This is a genomic window from Vibrio sp. 5S239, from assembly GCF_041439575.1.
Lineage (GTDB): Bacteria > Pseudomonadota > Gammaproteobacteria > Enterobacterales > Vibrionaceae > Vibrio > Vibrio kanaloae.
This window is the reverse complement of sequence record NZ_JBGOOM010000018.1, coordinates 48160-64881: the sequence shown is the minus strand read 5'-3', so window position 1 is coordinate 64881 and position 16722 is coordinate 48160. Positions and strand designations below refer to the sequence as shown.

The 16722-nt window shown below is 43.0% G+C and carries 16 protein-coding genes and 2 pseudogenes; 3 read left to right on the top strand and 15 right to left on the bottom strand.

Annotation, left to right across the window (positions count from 1 at the left end):
- Positions 1-8: 8 nt before the first annotated feature.
- From ACED48_RS14365 to ACED48_RS14350, 4 genes are all read right to left on the bottom strand, one after another.
- Complete coding sequence (locus ACED48_RS14365; RefSeq protein ID WP_017058086.1) at positions 9-737, bottom strand: AraC family transcriptional regulator; 729 nt, start codon at positions 735-737, stop codon at positions 9-11.
- A 173-nt stretch (positions 738-910) separates the two neighbouring features.
- Positions 911-1936, bottom strand: a complete 1026-nt coding sequence (locus tag ACED48_RS14360) for a DUF4382 domain-containing protein (protein WP_017058085.1) — start codon at positions 1934-1936, stop codon at positions 911-913.
- A 422-nt stretch (positions 1937-2358) separates the two neighbouring features.
- The gene (locus ACED48_RS14355) at positions 2359-2610 is read right to left on the bottom strand and encodes a DUF2999 family protein (RefSeq protein ID WP_004731647.1); all 252 of its coding nucleotides are present in this window, start codon (positions 2608-2610) and stop codon (positions 2359-2361) included.
- Between the two features lie 130 nt (positions 2611-2740).
- Entirely contained in the window at positions 2741-3838 is a 1098-nt protein-coding gene (locus ACED48_RS14350; protein ID WP_017058084.1) for a YdcF family protein, read from the bottom strand.
- Positions 3839-4160: 322 nt separating this feature from the next.
- Between ACED48_RS14350 and ACED48_RS14345 the strand changes: the two genes are divergently transcribed.
- Positions 4161-4835, top strand: coding sequence for a glutathione S-transferase family protein (locus ACED48_RS14345; RefSeq protein ID WP_017058083.1), 675 nt, complete (start codon positions 4161-4163; stop codon positions 4833-4835).
- A gap of 322 nt (positions 4836-5157) precedes the next feature.
- On the opposite strand, the gene ACED48_RS14340 is transcribed toward ACED48_RS14345, so the two are convergent.
- Complete coding sequence (locus tag ACED48_RS14340; protein ID WP_231574729.1) at positions 5158-5328, bottom strand: hypothetical protein; 171 nt, start codon at positions 5326-5328, stop codon at positions 5158-5160.
- Between the two features lie 95 nt (positions 5329-5423).
- Between ACED48_RS14340 and ACED48_RS14335 the strand changes: the two genes are divergently transcribed.
- The gene (locus ACED48_RS14335) at positions 5424-6278 is read left to right on the top strand and encodes a LysR family transcriptional regulator (RefSeq protein ID WP_017058081.1); all 855 of its coding nucleotides are present in this window, start codon (positions 5424-5426) and stop codon (positions 6276-6278) included.
- A 194-nt stretch (positions 6279-6472) separates the two neighbouring features.
- Here ACED48_RS14335 and ACED48_RS14330 read toward each other — a convergent pair.
- From ACED48_RS14330 to ACED48_RS14290, 9 genes and pseudogenes are all read right to left on the bottom strand, one after another.
- Positions 6473-6730: pseudogene (locus ACED48_RS14330) on the bottom strand (IMP dehydrogenase); the annotation flags it as partial.
- A gap of 273 nt (positions 6731-7003) precedes the next feature.
- The gene (locus tag ACED48_RS14325; RefSeq protein ID WP_139151195.1) at positions 7004-7303 is read right to left on the bottom strand and encodes a hypothetical protein; all 300 of its coding nucleotides are present in this window, start codon (positions 7301-7303) and stop codon (positions 7004-7006) included.
- A gap of 751 nt (positions 7304-8054) precedes the next feature.
- Positions 8055-8252 carry a hypothetical protein gene (locus ACED48_RS14320; RefSeq protein ID WP_017058079.1) on the bottom strand — a complete coding sequence of 66 codons (198 nt, stop codon included), beginning with the start codon at positions 8250-8252 and terminating at the stop codon, positions 8055-8057.
- Positions 8252-8692 (bottom strand): annotated as a pseudogene (locus ACED48_RS14315) (hypothetical protein); the annotation flags it as partial. The pseudogene ACED48_RS14315 and the gene ACED48_RS14320, both read right to left, overlap by 1 nt.
- 122 nt (positions 8693-8814) lie before the next feature.
- A complete protein-coding gene (locus tag ACED48_RS14310; RefSeq protein ID WP_017058077.1) occupies positions 8815-9858 on the bottom strand; it encodes a GMP reductase in 1044 nt (347 codons plus the stop codon).
- Positions 9859-10469: 611 nt separating this feature from the next.
- Positions 10470-10907: a PAS domain-containing protein gene (locus tag ACED48_RS14305; protein ID WP_017058076.1), complete on the bottom strand. Its 438-nt coding sequence runs from the start codon at positions 10905-10907 to the stop codon at positions 10470-10472.
- 1 nt (position 10908) lies between these two features.
- Positions 10909-11913: a response regulator gene (locus tag ACED48_RS14300; RefSeq protein WP_029627230.1), complete on the bottom strand. Its 1005-nt coding sequence runs from the start codon at positions 11911-11913 to the stop codon at positions 10909-10911.
- Positions 11914-12281: 368 nt separating this feature from the next.
- Positions 12282-12527 carry a hypothetical protein gene (locus ACED48_RS14295; protein ID WP_017058074.1) on the bottom strand — a complete coding sequence of 82 codons (246 nt, stop codon included), beginning with the start codon at positions 12525-12527 and terminating at the stop codon, positions 12282-12284.
- A gap of 122 nt (positions 12528-12649) precedes the next feature.
- Positions 12650-14002 carry an MATE family efflux transporter gene (locus ACED48_RS14290; protein ID WP_029627229.1) on the bottom strand — a complete coding sequence of 451 codons (1353 nt, stop codon included), beginning with the start codon at positions 14000-14002 and terminating at the stop codon, positions 12650-12652.
- A 100-nt stretch (positions 14003-14102) separates the two neighbouring features.
- Between ACED48_RS14290 and ACED48_RS14285 the strand changes: the two genes are divergently transcribed.
- Positions 14103-15077, top strand: a complete 975-nt coding sequence (locus ACED48_RS14285; RefSeq protein ID WP_017058071.1) for a LysR family transcriptional regulator — start codon at positions 14103-14105, stop codon at positions 15075-15077.
- Positions 15078-15167: 90 nt separating this feature from the next.
- On the opposite strand, the gene ACED48_RS14280 is transcribed toward ACED48_RS14285, so the two are convergent.
- Positions 15168-16568, bottom strand: coding sequence for an alpha-amylase family protein (locus ACED48_RS14280; RefSeq protein WP_017058070.1), 1401 nt, complete (start codon positions 16566-16568; stop codon positions 15168-15170).
- Between the last annotated feature and the right edge of the window lie 154 nt (positions 16569-16722).

Here is a 16722-nt window from a genome sequence, read left to right as displayed (position 1 = left end):
TGTTGTTTCTAAAGACTCTCTTTTATTGAGCCTAGAAACGCCCTTGGGGACATTCCAAAGTGCTGAGAGAAACGGCGACTGAAAGCAGAAACATCACTATACCCCACATTTTCAGCGATCAATTGAACCGGTAAATCGGTGTGGGTTAACAAGGCTTGGGCTTTCTCCATGCGATATCGAGTGATGTATTTAAGCGCACTGATACCAAGGCACTCTTTAAATCGTTTCTTAAACTGAGTGGGGCTCAAACAGGCCGTTTCAGCAAGTTGTGAAATGGATAACGGCTGCGTGTAGTTATCCGCAATCAACCTTTGTACCGCACGGATTCGAGGGTCAATGCTCTTGCTCACTTGTTGTTGCTCTAACAGCAGTGAAAACACATCCAAGATTGATGACTCAATACCACTATCGACCTGATACTCCAGCTGCTTCTCAACAAACAGCAGAAAGCTCATCAAAGGTGGTGTTATCGTGAAAACCGAAAGCTCATGCTCCAACAAGTGCTGCGGCAACTCCGCCATATCCGCGACAATAAACCGCGCTGCTTCATCCGCCTTAAACGCATGCGCTGTGGTTACCGGAATCACCACACATTCTCCCACGGCCACTTTGCCGATATACCCCACCATCTCGATATTGATACTGCCTTGGATTGGCAATACCAGTTGGTGATGGTCATCATGAGCATGAGTATTAAATTGCTTGGTATAAGATCGAATGCTTAAGCTAGATTTCATAATCAACGCCAGAGTACATTTCGCTAGGTTATAGTAAGAGATACAAAGTTACATTATCACTTCCCTAGAGTCACACTCAATGCGCATCAAATTCATGCTAGCTAGGTGACATGATCAAAAACGGCCTCCAAATGAGAGGCCGTTTTGATTAAAAAGCATAATTCACATATAGGTTAGAATGACACTTGGCTGTCTTGACCAACCAATACCTGAACACTATTTTGAACATCATAGATTTCAAAACCATCAGCAACCGGATCTGCATTGTCTTCATCACTGTCGAACTGCGCAGTACAGGTATAACCCAATGAGTAAGTACCTGGGTCGATGAAACCAAGGGAAAACTCATAGTTGGTCTGTGCTTGATTGATTGTCACTGATGCTGAAGTAATCGGTTTCACTTCATCACTGCCGCCAATCGGAGCCATGTCAGCTTGTTCAACATTACCTTCATACAAGTAGACTGCCTGAACAAAGGTATTATCACCACCGTTACAAGTGTCATAAGTAGAAAGTTCAACAGTGCCTTCAATGTTTCCTGTCTCAACCGTATTGATAAGGCTTACAGACGTTCTTTGAATGGTGTAATCAGGGAAAGTCGAACTGTTCTTTAGGCCACGTCGAAGGTCGAACTCGACAACAAAATCGTTGCTTTGTTGGTTCACATTAAATGAGTTATTAAAGTAAAGTACGCCAGCGTTATCTTCTTTACCCACACCTTGCGGACACGCACCTTCACCTTTCACCGTTAACTCATGATTCGTATCATCATTTTCTACCACGTAAGATGGATCTGTTGGATGATCGCCATCATTCGCAAAAACACACAACTTATATCTGCCTACCGGAATGACCTCATTTTCAATCAAAGGAAGCGCATCGCTGCCTTGGTAATCCAACAAATTCACACTTAAAGGAATAGGGTCCTCACCATCTGGCAATGGATCGCCATTTTCATCAACGTAGTCGCCGTTTTCGTCCATTTTATACACATCATAAATCAGAGGCGAACCTCCCCCTTGAGGAAGTAAAGCGACCTTACTGAATGTCACAGTGACGTCTTTAACATCATCAATGGGCGCATCACTCACGCTCAAGGTAATGGGTGTCGTGCTGCTTGATGAACCTGAATCACCACCACAACCAACAAGCCCTGCCAACACAAGGCTCACTAAAGCGGTTTCTTTTAAATACTCCATAACTAGCTTCCTATAAATCACTGCTCAATAAAGGGCTTAGTTTGTTGCCCTCTTATTCATTTCCTTAATGTGACTCATAGATAAACCGCGCTTATGGCCAAAATCGGTTAGCCCTATTATTGAGGGCTTTCTTCATCCAAAAACTCTGTTCATCAAGGTGCACATATCAGGTCGCACACAGATTAATTAAGTCTAGTAAGCAATTTGTCAGTAGCAATGCATATTTGGCAAGAGTACTGTCAATTATGTTCAAATAGTCGTGGAGTAGAAAATGGGAGGCTGGGATTGAAAGCAACTTGATCGAAGTTAATAATCGCCCCCAAGATCAAAAAAGGCCGTTAAAACAGCCTGTTGCTGAACTTAAACGACCTTTTTATTGAATGTGGATTAAGCTAAGACGATATCAGCTCAATCAAACTCACTTATTTTTGAAGTTGCTCTTTAGCCGCTTCAACCTTAGAAAAATCTAGGCCAAGCTCTTCAACTGCTTCTTTGATTAGCGCAGGGTTTTGCATTACCTGACCCATCAGCATTTGAAGTTTGTCTTGAGGTAAACCAAGTTGGCTGATTGTCGCCATTGCTGCAAGAGGGTTCTCTGTCAGCGTTTTGAATAGCTCACTGATCTGCTCGTCGCTAATATTGTTCTCTTTCAACATCGCTAAAATCGGGTTCATTTTTTCGCCTTTGAAACACTAAATTAAATAGGAGCACAGCATACCATCTAGCTGTGCTCGATTGTACTAACAAGTGACGCTTTGGTTTAACGCGAACCGCACTTTTCCCAAACGCAAATAATGCTTAGGCTTAACGAGATTCCAGTGGGTAAGAACGGTAGCTCCACATGCCATAAGTTCTTAGAGCATCACGGTATATACCTAATAGCTCACCACTGCTCGCTTTCTTAAGACTTTCTAGCGGCTTGTCTGGGTAAGAAACCGTATCGAAGGTAATGCCTTGAGGACCAGTTTGCCAACTCGCAATTTCAAACAAGGTTTGACCACGGCGAACATGGCTCGCCGAGCTAATAATGGTCGCATGTTTAATATTATGGCGAGCAAGCGCATAGCTACTGAACAAGGCATTACCTACCGTGCTAGTAGCGTAGTTCTCTTCAATGATGCGGTCTTTACTCACCCCTTTCGAGATAAGCCAATTCGCCATCAACTTGCCTTCTGTCTTGTGATTCTTAGGCACGCCACCCGTTAATACAATCATCGCATCCGGGTTGGCTTTGGACATTGCCAGTGTCGTTTCAAGACGTTCAATCAAAATCTCATGCATAGAACCATCAGGGTTAAGCGCGTAACCCAAAGTGACGATGGCACCGTGGTCGCTCAACAGTCCCTTATCCGCAGACTCTTTAAGAGGTGTTTCTAACACGCGGTCGACCGTTGCAAAAATACGTTTGATGTCTTCTGCTTTACCTTTGTTCAGGTTTTCCAGCTTCTGCATGTGCTTATTCGATTCACTTTCATTGCCATCAAATCGCTGCCAAACCGCTAGATACGCATGAAGGTCGACATCGTCTGGCGCAACCGTCAGTGCTTGTTCAAACAACTCAATAGCGCGCTCTGCGTTCTTGTTGTAGATCTGAGCGTTCGCTGCCGAGATCAACAAGTCAGTACGGTAAGGTTCTAGCTGGTACGCTTCTAACAATCGGTTAGTCACAATTTCCATGTTGCTTGGCATTTTAGCCGTGAAGCCCGCGTGAGAAATTCTTGCCGGAGACTTAAACGCCTGCAACGCATCAAGAAGTAATTGGTCGACAACTTGTCGCTTAGTCACCAACTGCGCGTAATCCGCTGAAGCCTGTACTGCGCCATCGTTAGCAGCAAAAGAATAAGGTGTTGCGCCAAAAGCGAGCATGCCACCAAGAGCGAGGGCGATAATGTTCTTTTTCATGGAAAGATCCTGTGTCGTTAAGTGTTCACATCAGATTTGCTCACCAATGTAAGCCCCTAGTATTAAAAAACCGTGAAGCACCAATCAAAAATCCAAACTCCGTATAAAACAACGAATTGAAGAAGCAGCTTTAAGGTCATTTTTTCAACAAGTTAACAACCAACACACTAGATAATTCTATGCTGATTCACGTTTAGATAACGAAGTTATTGAGACATAGAGGTTGAATGCGAATCGGCGTATTTTGAAGTCATTCAAAATTAATTGTTGAACGATCGTTCAAGTGGTGTTTTAATGAATTACCAATACAAGGAGTTACCCCATGCTTAAGTTCTATTTTCACCAAACACCCAACCCAATGAAGATCGCTCTGTTTCTAGAAGAGACAGGCCTAGATTTTGAACTGGTTCCTGTTGATACCTTAAAGGGCGATCAACATACGCCAGAATATCGTTTGATTAACCCGAACGGTAAAACGCCAGCGATTGAAGACGATGGGCAACGTGTATTCGATTCGAACGCTATCCTTCTTTACCTATCAGAGAAAACTGGCAAGCTAGCGGGACAACCAGAAGACAGAGCAGAACTTCTATCTTGGATGATGTTCATCGCGAGCGGTCTTGGTCCATACTCTGGCCAATCGGTACACTTCCGCCATGCTGCGCCAGCAGGCCTAGACTACGCCGTGAACCGTTATCTACGTGAAGCACAACGTCACTACGAAGTGTTAGAAAAGCATATGGAAGGTCGTGAGTTTTTCGTCGGAAATGAATACACCATTGTCGATGTCGCGGCATGGGGTTGGATTGATAAAGCACCGTTCGTGCTTGGTGAAGAAGGCCTAGATCCTTACCCGAACTTGAAGCGCTGGTTTAACGCAATCAACACTCGCCCAGCCGCACTGCGTGCGCGTGAAATCGGCAAAGACGTTGAATTTAAAACCGAACGTGATGAAGAAGCGAAACGAGCACTATTTCCTTCGAATTATGCGAAGTAGAAGATCGTTGAGACTTAATTGTCCGAAATAGCAATACACCTCAAACATAAAGAGCCGCTAAAAAGCGGCTCTTTATGTTGAAAATTAAAAATTTGATAATCTTTTGTGGATTGATACCAAGGTTAGATATTCGTAATTATCCACATATCTAAAACATATTTCTGGACAGAAACAATTTAGGAAAGGGGCACTAAATCGTCTTTATCAGATTAGAAAAAGTATTTTGGAGCCTTAATAACTTGTTATGTTGCTTGTCGGATCATAGGTGATGCTGCGCTTTTGAGCTCTTTAATACTCGATGCAAACATATACGTTTTCAGTATTAGCTTTTCTCAAACGTCCCAATGGTTTTAAGAACCCCTGCCATCATCTCTGTAGAGTCTGCCTTTTTGGACGCTTTCTGCATTACTAACGAGTTCTGATTTAAGCGAGCTCTTAGATCGTCTAGCTCTTTTTGAGTCGTAGTTTGTTCTTTTTGCTTCAAGTTGTTCATATTGTAAACCATCAATTTATCTTGTGATGCCACATTATTATCTACAAAGGTGATATCATATAGTTAGTTATTATCTAAAAAATAGATGGTTTATAATGTTTACACTTCAGCAATTAGAAACCTTAGTTACATGTGTAGAATGTGGTTCTTTCTCCGCCGCTGCGAGAAAGTTGGGAAAAGCACAATCAGCCATCAGTACCGCAATTGCCAACTTAGAAATTGATACTGACACAATTATCTTTGATCGCTCATCCCGCACCCCACAGTTAACACCACAGGGCAAGCGCCTTTATTCATACTCGATGAGTCTACTGAACGATGCCTACCAAATAGACAATATGATGAAGGCATTTAGCTCAGGTGTCGAAGATAAGCTGACCATCGCAATAAATGCGTTATTGCTCACGCCTAAATTTTACGAGGCGTTAAAAGAGTTTTATGCACTTTTTCCTTTCACACAACTCAATTTAAACGTTGTCGAAAATAGCCTTGTTGCTGATATGGTTGCCAAAAACGAAGCTGATATTGGCTTTATGCTTTGGGGCCAAGAGCCTCCAAGGAACGTGGATCTTGGTTCGATTGGTTATATTTCATTCTCGATAGCCGTCCACCACTTACATCCCTTACTATCGAGTTCTAACGTCATATTTAACAAGATAAAAAATTACCACCAAGTGTTATTGAAAGATTCCCGATTACACTACAACACCCCATTATCAAGGTCTGACTCCATAGTGAATAATTTAGAGGGAGTTATTGAGCTAATAAAGCTCAATAATAACTGGAGCTTGTTGCCACATCACGTAATAAATCATCACAGTGATTTAAGAGAATTAGAAATTGCTGGCGAAGAAAAAGATTGGTTGCTACAAGTTGATCGTGTTACTAGCCCAACGCATGGTAAAGCAACTCAATGGTTCATTGATAAGAGTAAAAGCTTTTATACCTAATTTGGCTATGCAAAATTAGGTTGAAAATTAATATTTCGAGCACTTAAGAGACGTCTAGCACGTAGCACATCATTGTTTTGAAACAGACAACCACCTATCCAACACATTTCGGGGCAATAATGTATTTTCGAGTCCCAAACAAAAAGAGCCGCAAAAGCGGCTCTTGATTTTCAAACTATTCGAATTCGTTCAGATTACTCTTTACCGAATACGTTGTTCTCTTGCTCTTGTACACGGATGAAAGTCGTACGCTTAGTTAGCTCTTTAAGCTTTGCTGCGCCTACGTATGTACAAGTTGAACGTACACCACCAAGGATGTCAGAAATTGTGTTGTGAACAGAACCACGGTATGGAAGTAAAACAGTTTTACCTTCCGCAGCACGGTACTTAGCAACACCACCTGAGTGCTTGTCCATAGCCGACTGGGAAGACATACCGTATAACTTAATAAAAAACACAACAATCAAAATAAAATCAATTATTTAGCTCTAAATTAATGTATATAAAAACAGTGATAAACGACGATTTACACCCATGAATAACGCTGTTTTACAATGAATGCCGCCACTTTTGCGAGCGAACCAGTACCCATAACCTTACTTAGCATTTACACAGCAAATGTATTTATACCTAACCCAAACGCCTTTGCTTGCTGCGTTTGGATAGGTCAAGTTCGGGGGGGATCTTGACCAGCACCTCATTTGTTCGATACCCGTATCTTTATGCTAGCTATGGCATTCGGTACACTCACCACCACCACCACCGCCGCCAAAACCACTACTGCCACTACTAGCTCCACCTCCGCCACTACCGTTAGAACTAGTAAAAGGTCTAGGAACAAAACTTGAGTTGGTGTTAGGGGCTGAAGTAGTACTGATTATTGTCAAAGGCGGTGGTGGTTTGCCTTGAGTACCAACAATATTCTGTGTTATAGCACCACTCACTAATGGCCCTACTATTGGAGCTAGAGGCCCTGTTGCGACTCCTACTCCGGTACCAATAACAGTCCCGACAATTGTCGGCATAACCTGCACATCAGATCCTCCGGCTAAACTAGTGCCAACAGAACCACTTAAATTAGAAACAACTGCTACTCCTATATTAGGTAAAGACCGTTTTTTGCGACTTTTAGGAGCGTTCTCGATATATAGATAACCATCCAGTACAGTAAGTTGAATATCCTCAAAAGCGGTAATTTTGAATTGGTCTGGAACTTTAGCGCTTTCTCCAGAATAAATAAGATCAAAAACCTTTCTATTTATATCAGATAGCTCGACAATTCCTGTGCTATATTTTGAATTATGAACATATACGAATTGGTACTCTGATTCTAAGCAATACTCGACACCACCTACTAACTTATACGTAGTATTTTGGGTTAACGGAAAACAAGCAGAAGCACTTGCTGAACATAAAAAAATGACAATAAAAACAATAACCTTGACATCTCACACACTTTTAACTGAGAATGCAAATAAGAATCAATACCATATAGGTCCATAAAACAATGTCAATATATAAAATATGCAAGTACTCTCTTATCGCTCTAATCGTTTTTATTTTGAGCTTTTTGACAACTCTATTATTAAATAACAATGAATATTATGGTTTTATGAGATACAGTGCTGGGATAAATGCTGTTTTTATAAGCTTTTTTTCTTTTACTTCATTGCATGTTGTAAATTACTTGGAAAAAATAAAAGGTTGGAGTTAAATTTTTTCCGAGTATAAACGCTCGGCTTTTATATTTATTCACATTGTAGAATCTATATTCTGCTATTTCATTTTATATGTACCAGAAGAACTACCAGCATCTACAACCACAATAGCATTCTGAGTGATCTCATCGACTACAGCATTCGCAATTGCTTCTGCCATCATGCCTACCATGGCGGATTCACCATCGAGCACAAAGCCCTGGGCTTTCAGTTCGGTTTCTAGCTTCTGTATCAGTGATGTTTTACTTAATGCCATTAGTCTTTTCCCGCATAAACGGCGGATGATACATCAACATGCGGTTTACCCATGAAGGGGCAAATGCTTGCGCCGGTGCAAACGCCTTTTCCACCATTGAACTTGATGGTGTCGACGTCTTCGGTGATGTTCTTCGCTTTGATGGTTCTGGCGCCTTTGACGGTTTCGGTGTGGTTCCCATCAATTTCAGCGATTCGATTTTCTAGTATTTTGATTTGTTGAGTAAGGCATTCAAGCTTGTCGGCTTGGTCGGTCTTACGCTCGAAGTTACCTTTCTGGTCGACTAACTGATAAACACCTTTGCGCTGTTGGTAGCGGCTTTCGCCTTCTTTGATTCCTAGTAACTTGAAACCAAGTCGCAACACACAACGAATAAAGGACTTATCCGGTTGACCGAACATAAATCTGAGTTCAAACGATATTGCCGGTAGCTCTAAGCGGCAAGATAATTTTTATTGCTCTTAGCAACTCTATTCGCACAACAATCGTAGCTTTTGTCCCCGAACAAAAAAAGAGCCGCAAAAGCGGCCCTTGATTTTCGAACTATTCGAATTCGTTCAGGTTACTCTTTACCGAACACGTTGTTCTCTTGCTCTTGTACACGGATGAAAGTCGTACGCTTAGTTAGCTCTTTAAGCTTTGCTGCGCCTACGTATGTACAAGTTGAACGTACACCACCAAGGATGTCAGAAATTGTGTTGTGAACTGAACCACGGTATGGAAGTAAAACAGTTTTACCTTCCGCAGCACGGTATTTAGCAACACCACCTGAGTGCTTGTCCATAGCCGACTGAGATGACATTCCATAGAACTTCATGTATTGCTTGCCGTCTTGCTCTACAACTTCACCGCCTGACTCAGAGTGACCTGCTAGCATGCCGCCTAGCATTACGAAGTCAGCACCGCCGCCGAACGCTTTAGATACGTCACCCGCACATGAACAGCCACCGTCACCGATGATCATGCCGCCAAGGCCGTGTGCCGCGTCGCCACACTCGATGATTGCAGAAAGTTGAGGGTAACCTACGCCTGTTTTAACACGTGTAGTACAAACCGAACCCGGGCCGATACCAACCTTAACAATGTCTGCGCCCGCTAGGATTAGCTCTTCAACCATATCACCGGTTACAACGTTACCGGCAGAGATAACTTTGTTTGGGAATTCAGCACGTACTTTTTGCACGTAATCAACTAGATGCTCTGAGTAGCCGTTAGCGATATCAATACAGATAAATACGAAGTCTTCGCTAAGCGCCATGATCTTCTTAACTTTCTCAAACTCAGCTTCAGATGTACCCGTTGAAACAAATACATTGTTCAGTGTTTTCTTGTCTGCTGTTTTAGCAAACTCAGCCCACTGCTCTACTGTGTAGTGTTTGTGTACCGCAGTCATCACACCGTGCTCTGCTAGAGCAGCTGCCATTTCAAAGCTTGCTACCGAATCCATGTTCGCAGCAATTACTGGAGTACCAGACCATTGACGACCGCTATGCTTGAATGTAAAATCGCGGGTTAATTCAACTTGAGAACGGCTTTTAAGGGTAGAACGCTTCGGACGGAAGAGTACGTCTTTAAAACCTAACTTAAGTTCTTGTTCGATACGCATGGTGTTTTCCTTGATTCATAAAATGATGTGTCTCTCGCGAAATGCGTAGTAAAACCGTTGGCAGACGAGTTTACTTTTCTTCGGACACAAAAAAACCGGAGCGTTGGCAGACGCTCCGGTTTTCAGCATTATAGGTCGTGATTTAGTAACAGCAAGTCTGATATTTCATTTTTTTTTATGCTATCCTCTCAAAGATTCCATATCTGGTAAAAACCCTCAGTTACACCTTGCTACTAAATCCTTACTAATTAACAACTTAGTGAGCCTCTAACGCAAACGCTGTCGGTTTCTTGCGCAATCGTTTTCTCCCTTTCTCGCTCAATCCCCCTCTCACTAAGCAAATATGTGAAGAAAATACCTCTAAATCACATAAAATTTATACTTTTCTCCAACAAAAAATGTCTTTTTTCTTAAATAAATTCGACTTTTTTCCAAGTTTTCTTCGTTTTCGAGCAAATTCGGCAATCTCATGAACTTACATTTAGCACCAGTTTGGAAACACACCCGAAGCATAGACATCAAAAAAAATGGCTAAGGTGGGAACCTTAACCATTTTATTCGATGTTCGGAGCGCTTTTTAAAGCTATTTAATAACCGAGCTAGAAAATGTGTTAGCCCTTTTGAGACATCAAGGCTTCTGCTGTCGCATCCTGAATAGACAAGAACAATGAGGTGACTTGGCCTGTTGGCGAACGCATTGGGTTAAGCGTCACGTTCTGATACATGAAATCAGCTTGTTGGGTTACTGGCCTAACATTACGACACTTAAACAGATAAGGCCTTTGTTGCCATGTAATGAAGCTACGGCAGCCTAAATCGTAGACTGGCTTGGTTTTGAGCCTAAACCACTCCTCAGGGATCTCAGGGAACAGTTCAAAGATAGACTTACCGATCGCGTCATGCGATTGCTTACCGCTATGGTGAGTCATGAAGCCATTCCAAACTTGTACCTGAAAGTCACGGTTAATGACCACCAGCCCCATATCGACGTTCTGAACCATGTCCACCATCCAGTGGAACTGTTCAAATTCAGCAGGAAGATTCAGCATATTAAAACTCCTCCATTAAGTAGGCCAATTTGTTGTCTAGAAGAGGTAGGGATTCGTCCACGAACATAAACAGAAGGTCACAACGGATGGAAGTGCCATCTATGTTGTAGCTGACTTCAAAGGTCATGGTCTTCTTAAACGAGCCACTGGTATTTTCGATGACAGAATCAATTGAGATGTGTTGGCCGAGTAAAACAGGAGAGCTCTGGAAAAAACGGACTTCTGATTGTTCCCCTAACCCGTTAAGGAAAGAACCAACAAGGATATTCGACACATCCATCAACAGTTCTAACTCTTCAAGCTGTTCGCTATCTGTTGGTACCTTCATGAGCTTTTTAAGGTCGCTCACGCTGGAATCACTCAGCAAGACTAACGCTTCACCCGCAATGCCTTCTCCGCTGAAGCCTTGGCAAACACCCGATACTTGGTCGTTGTCTGCTAGGTCACGAAGTGCCATATGCAATTCACTCACTTCGAAGATGTTCACGTTCGGCAATGGTAAGTGCACAAATACATTAAAGTGACGCGCCAATGCATCGGCTGCACGGCCTATCGCAACGTTAGCCACTTCCATGTAGATGTCACGTCGGCGAAGTATTGGCAGCTCTAGAGGCGAAGGCGTAATGAGTTGAGGCTGTTTCGGTGGCTCAACATGCTCGCGTAAAATGGCTTTTAACGCTTCTTTATCGATCGGCTTTTGTAAAAACGCTTTGGCACCAAGGTCCATGACCTTCTGTTGCGCTTTTGGTTGGATATCACCAGAAACAACCACAACAGGCGTGGTATTACCTAAACGTTGCATCTCTTCCAATGTGCCATAGCCATCTAATTCCGGCATGGTGAGATCAAGAAACATCAGTTTAAACTGGTTTTGAGCTAACTCTTCAAGTGCATTAAGCCCATGAACAGCAAAAGTTATATCTGCATTTAGAGAACTAGGCAATGATCGAGCCATCTGCTTCCTTGCTAACGCAGAATCATCACATATAAGAACTGGGAACGACATAAATGCACCACCGACAAATTAAAGCTAATTCGGACGAGTGTAACAGATCATTATGGTATCAGGTACGGGGTGAATGGATTTATGTGTAGATTATTAGTAAGAATGATAAAACAGGCGGGTGAGCTATCATCTTGTATTATTCTTTATGTAAATCAATATGCTACAAAGACAATAACAATTATTATTAATCAACTAACTGCACTATTATATGGAGTAATAGCACTAATTCTATCAAATGATACCTTTAATAATAACTTGAATAAATGAGTATATTAAGGCTCGGTTTACTCATGCATTTATCGCTTTGATATATCCAACACGTGAGAGCTAATGACAGATGTCTTATACATCAGAGCAAATATAAAAAGCTAGAACTGATAGGTAGGCCATAGAATCAACAATGCGAAACGTATAATCACGGCAAAAACCAACAACGCGATACCGAGTCGGTACCATTTGTATTCCGCAATATTCATAGGAATACGCTTGTAGAACATCGTAATCACACCTTTCCAATCGTTACTGCGTCTTCCGTACTGCATTATGCTCGTTAAAACAAACAGTGCGCCAAGCACTAACATTCCTTTTTCAGCCCAGAACAGTCCAACTTCCATTTGTGTATTCCTTGATAAAATGATGAGCAGCTCAAATCATTTTAGCCACCTTTGTGCTCGGTTTCTGTAAGACCAAGGTCTATAATAAAAGGTTATAACTCGAGGCTAGCAGTACAAGCCACTCATGAATAAGCATGATTCGATAGCTCCGGAGACTTGCTGTTCTTTTGAATGACACGCATCAATTGGATAAGTAGCAGAATACCTGTCACGCCTAAACCCACGCCGATTCCACCCCAGATCCCTGCCAATTCAAATTTTGCCATCAAGTACCAAGCGGCAGGCAGGCCAAATACCCAATAACCAATGGCAGTCATCACCGTTGGCATCGAGACAATCTTCATCCCTCTTAGCAAATTAATTGCCAGCAACTGCCAAGCATCAACAATAAAACACAACGCCACTACCCAGATAACCGAAGCCAGTAGCGACGTCATTGCACCAGTGCCATCATTTAGCTTAAAGATAGAAGCAATCATTTCCGGCCATAGGATGAACACAGCAGACATGAACACACTCAATACCGACACCAGTATAAAGCTTTGAATCGAGGTTCTTTTAATTCCTTCGTAGTTACCCGCACCAAAATCACGGCCAACCAAAATAGCGGCTGCTTGTGAAAAGCCGAAGTTGAAGTTCCAAGTAAAGCTTAAACATTGCAGTAAGATTTGGTGTAGAGCTAACGAAGCAATACTGATAGTGCCCGCCATTAAAGTGCCACCGTATATCAAACCGTGCTCAAGTAACGCCGCCAAGCCGATAGGTAAACCCATCATTAAAAGTGGGCTCATCAGCTTAATGGAGTACTCTTCGGTATTTAGCCAAGGGGCGAACTGCTTGAATTCGTCACGTTTGAATACCCAAACCGTGTAGCCAACCATCACGATAAATGCCGCGATAGCGGTACCTAGCCCTAACCCCGTTAAGCCCATGTCTAATTGGAAGGTTAAGAAGTAGCTGACGGGTACATTCAAAATCACAGTGATAACCGACATCACCAGAATAGAACGCACATTACCAAACGCGCTGGTTAAGCCACGTAGCACCAATAAGATAAGCGAAGGCAACATCACCCATTTTAGGGCGTGCACATATTCCATCGCTAAGGTGATCACTTCTTGAGGTTGTTTAGCCGCTTCCAACACCAACGGAGCAAACCAGAAACTTGCCATTAAAGTCACGCTGAGCACGAATGCCAACATGGTTGCGCCTTTCACCGCTAGTCTGATTTGTGTATTGCCAAACTCAGGGCGTGCCACGCGCTGACCATACGCGATAGCAATTAGGTTTGCGACACAACCGACAGTGCTGCTCGCAATAATGAAGATAAAGAAGTAGATAGAGGCACCTAAGCCACCAGCCGCAAGCGCTGACACGCTGATTCGCGACATCATCCAAACATCGGTAAGGACTAAAGCCATGGATATCAGCTGTGAAATGATCAAAGGGAATGCGAGAGTGAGTATTTTTTTCATGAGCGCCTCAGTTAATTTCGCCCAAAATACGATCGATGGGGCTGGCGTTCAATTGATAAATTTGCGACTCTAACATTCCAAAAACTCATACGAAAGAATTATGACTCCATATCCTAGCTTGCCATCCTCCCATAATGGCTTAAAAGCCTTCGAAGCGGCTGCAAGGCTGATGAGCTTTACGTTGGCTGCCGATGAGCTTAACGTGACACAGAGTGCAATCAGCCGTCAGATCAAGCAGCTTGAAGATGAGCTGAACGCATCGCTGATCATTCGTAAACATCGAGCGATTGAATTAACGGTACAAGGTCATGATTTGTATGTCGCTTTGCGTGAAAGTTACGGCAATATCGAGTCGGTGATCGCCTCTTGGAGTGAACCGAAACAAAAACGTATTGTGATGAAAGCAACTCTGAGTTTCGCTACGCGAGTATTGATCTCCAAGGTACGTGAATTAAACGAACGCTACCTAGATTACGAGATCGTGATAGTTCCTGTGATTGAAGAGGATGAAGCGATCAACAGCAGCGAATACGACTTGTTAATCTTCCACACTCGATTCAAAAAACGATACAACAACGCTCCTGACATCACTTTCTTGCGTGAAGAGTTTATGGCGCCAGTCTGCTCCACGAGCTTAACTCATTCAGCCAGTTCAACGAATAAAGACACCGACCTCGATTCGATCTTAACCATGCCACGGCTGCATCCAACCTTAGATCACCATGATTGGAAAGTATGGTTGGCCGATGTCGAATTTCCACCGAAAAAGCCTGTCAGAAATACCAGCTTCTTGTCCTTGGATATGGCACTCAGCGCTTGCTTATCGGGTGAAGGTGTCACAGTGACGGATTTGCTTTTGGTTTTACAAGATCTACAACGTGGCTTCTTGTACTGCCCGAAGAATGCCAAGATCCAAAACAGTGCTTGGACCTATTTCATCCACCAACGCACTCACTCGCCTGTGATTAATGATCTCATTGATTGGCTTAAAATAGAGACAGAGAAAGAGATCGAATTGTTGAAAGCGCTATCCCATCAAAATCATTGGTCTGGTGTTATCAGCGATCAACAGTAACGGTAAGCCTTAGCCCAGATACAAATAAGCCGCAGAACTTACTGCGGCTTATGCTATCTAACAATCGTATTTCACTTTATTGCACAAGTATTAAAGCTTAAACATACGTGCACTGCGTGGTGGTAAATTAAACGTATGGTAGCGAGAAGAAATGGTTTCTGTGGCGCTGCTCAATACGTCTTTATATTGAACATGCCAATTGAACTCATGTTGGTAAGTATCAACGGTCACGCCACGCGTTTCACCACATTTATTAATACCAACTATGCCTTCTTTACCACGCTTGAACAACAAAGTGCACTGGTCGCTCGAAATCATCGTCATTGATTTGCCTTGCATTGCGTTATGGAAGCTCAGCATATTCTTCATGTTCGAGCTATTCCAAACATTGGCCCAACGACCGTTATCCTTGTCTTCAGCATCCGGTAGATCATCGCTGTAGATCAGCGGCGTCCCACCATCTTTACCAAGAATGTAAGCGTAAGCAAGCTGCTCATCTTGTGGGTCCATAATTTGGTAACGGAAGCCGTCATTGGTTGGAATGTCGTGCGTGATCGCGAAGGTGATCGAGCGATTGTCATCCAATGCTTGGCCGTACGCTTTTGGATCATGCAGCTGGTTCATACCGCCGCTCATTGAGAACGCTGATCGAATCGATGCAAACAACGGGAAATCGTACGCAGAGTGATTGGTGTTGTTTAAGTATGGCGCTAAGAATGACTCATAGCCGCTATTCCCTGCTCCACCACTGGTAATAACCTCACCAAACACGTGCATGTTCGCTGTGATCTCAGACGTAAACACTTGATCGATTTGGTACTGACTCATGTGTTTCACTGCATCAATTCGGAAACCTTTGATGCCCATGTCCTTTAACGCTTTCAGGTATAAACGCTGTTGTGACACTACCCAGTTGTTTGGGTCTAGATCTGGGAGACCCACATCACCATCGGCACCACACAAACGCCAGTATTGAACATGGCCCGGATCGTTCCAATCTGAAATACAGCCTGCGGCATGGAAATCGTTAGCCGAGACAAAACCTTGCCCTAAGTTGCCAAACAGAGTCTGGTCGGCATAGTAACTTGAACGGCTGGCATAATCGTTTAGCACTTCTGTGCCTGGGTAATCCAAGTCACTTCGCTTCCAGCTTTCATTCGCCATGTGGTTGAGTACAACATCAGCGTAAACATCAACACCTACGCCTTTAAGTGCGGTGATCATTGCGGCTAAATCTTGTTTGTTCCCCAAAGGAGAGTCAATAGTACGCAGATCTTGTGGTTGGTAACGCGCCCACCATTGGCTACCGCTGGATTTCATTGCCGGAGCAACCAGCACCTTCTTGTAGCCAGCTTGGGCAATTTGATTGGCATTGGCTGTTACGTCTGAGTACTTCCAGTTGAAAGCATGAAGGATGGTGTCGGCATATGTGGCAGAACTAAAAGAGCAAAGCGCGAGCGTGGATATGAGTAGGGTATTTATTGGTTTCATAGAACATATCTCTCATTATAGATTCACAGAAATAATATGAATGGCAGAGACAATGAAAACGACGGATAAATCAGAGTTGAATTAGCGTCACCTTCTGTTGAGGGGGATTTTATAAAACTGAGCTGTAACCGATATTATGTAGGATAAAAAGCAA

Coding starts and splice junctions, on each gene's coding strand:
- ACED48_RS14310 (WP_017058077.1), bottom strand. CDS start 9,858: ATGCGTATCGAACAAGAACTTAAGTTAGGTTTTAAAGACGTACTCTTC.
- ACED48_RS14360 (WP_017058085.1), bottom strand. CDS start 1,936: ATGGAGTATTTAAAAGAAACCGCTTTAGTGAGCCTTGTGTTGGCAGGG.
- ACED48_RS14340 (WP_231574729.1), bottom strand. CDS start 5,328: ATGAACAACTTGAAGCAAAAAGAACAAACTACGACTCAAAAAGAGCTA.
- ACED48_RS14365 (WP_017058086.1), bottom strand. CDS start 737: ATGAAATCTAGCTTAAGCATTCGATCTTATACCAAGCAATTTAATACT.
- ACED48_RS14305 (WP_017058076.1), bottom strand. CDS start 10,907: ATGCTGAATCTTCCTGCTGAATTTGAACAGTTCCACTGGATGGTGGAC.
- ACED48_RS14345 (WP_017058083.1), top strand. CDS start 4,161: ATGCTTAAGTTCTATTTTCACCAAACACCCAACCCAATGAAGATCGCT.
- ACED48_RS14355 (WP_004731647.1), bottom strand. CDS start 2,610: ATGAACCCGATTTTAGCGATGTTGAAAGAGAACAATATTAGCGACGAG.
- ACED48_RS14350 (WP_017058084.1), bottom strand. CDS start 3,838: ATGAAAAAGAACATTATCGCCCTCGCTCTTGGTGGCATGCTCGCTTTT.
- ACED48_RS14335 (WP_017058081.1), top strand. CDS start 5,424: ATGTTTACACTTCAGCAATTAGAAACCTTAGTTACATGTGTAGAATGT.
- ACED48_RS14295 (WP_017058074.1), bottom strand. CDS start 12,527: ATGGAAGTTGGACTGTTCTGGGCTGAAAAAGGAATGTTAGTGCTTGGC.
- ACED48_RS14320 (WP_017058079.1), bottom strand. CDS start 8,252: ATGGCATTAAGTAAAACATCACTGATACAGAAGCTAGAAACCGAACTG.
- ACED48_RS14280 (WP_017058070.1), bottom strand. CDS start 16,568: ATGAAACCAATAAATACCCTACTCATATCCACGCTCGCGCTTTGCTCT.
- ACED48_RS14300 (WP_029627230.1), bottom strand. CDS start 11,913: ATGTCGTTCCCAGTTCTTATATGTGATGATTCTGCGTTAGCAAGGAAG.
- ACED48_RS14285 (WP_017058071.1), top strand. CDS start 14,103: ATGACTCCATATCCTAGCTTGCCATCCTCCCATAATGGCTTAAAAGCC.
- ACED48_RS14325 (WP_139151195.1), bottom strand. CDS start 7,303: ATGCCGACAATTGTCGGGACTGTTATTGGTACCGGAGTAGGAGTCGCA.
- ACED48_RS14290 (WP_029627229.1), bottom strand. CDS start 14,002: ATGAAAAAAATACTCACTCTCGCATTCCCTTTGATCATTTCACAGCTG.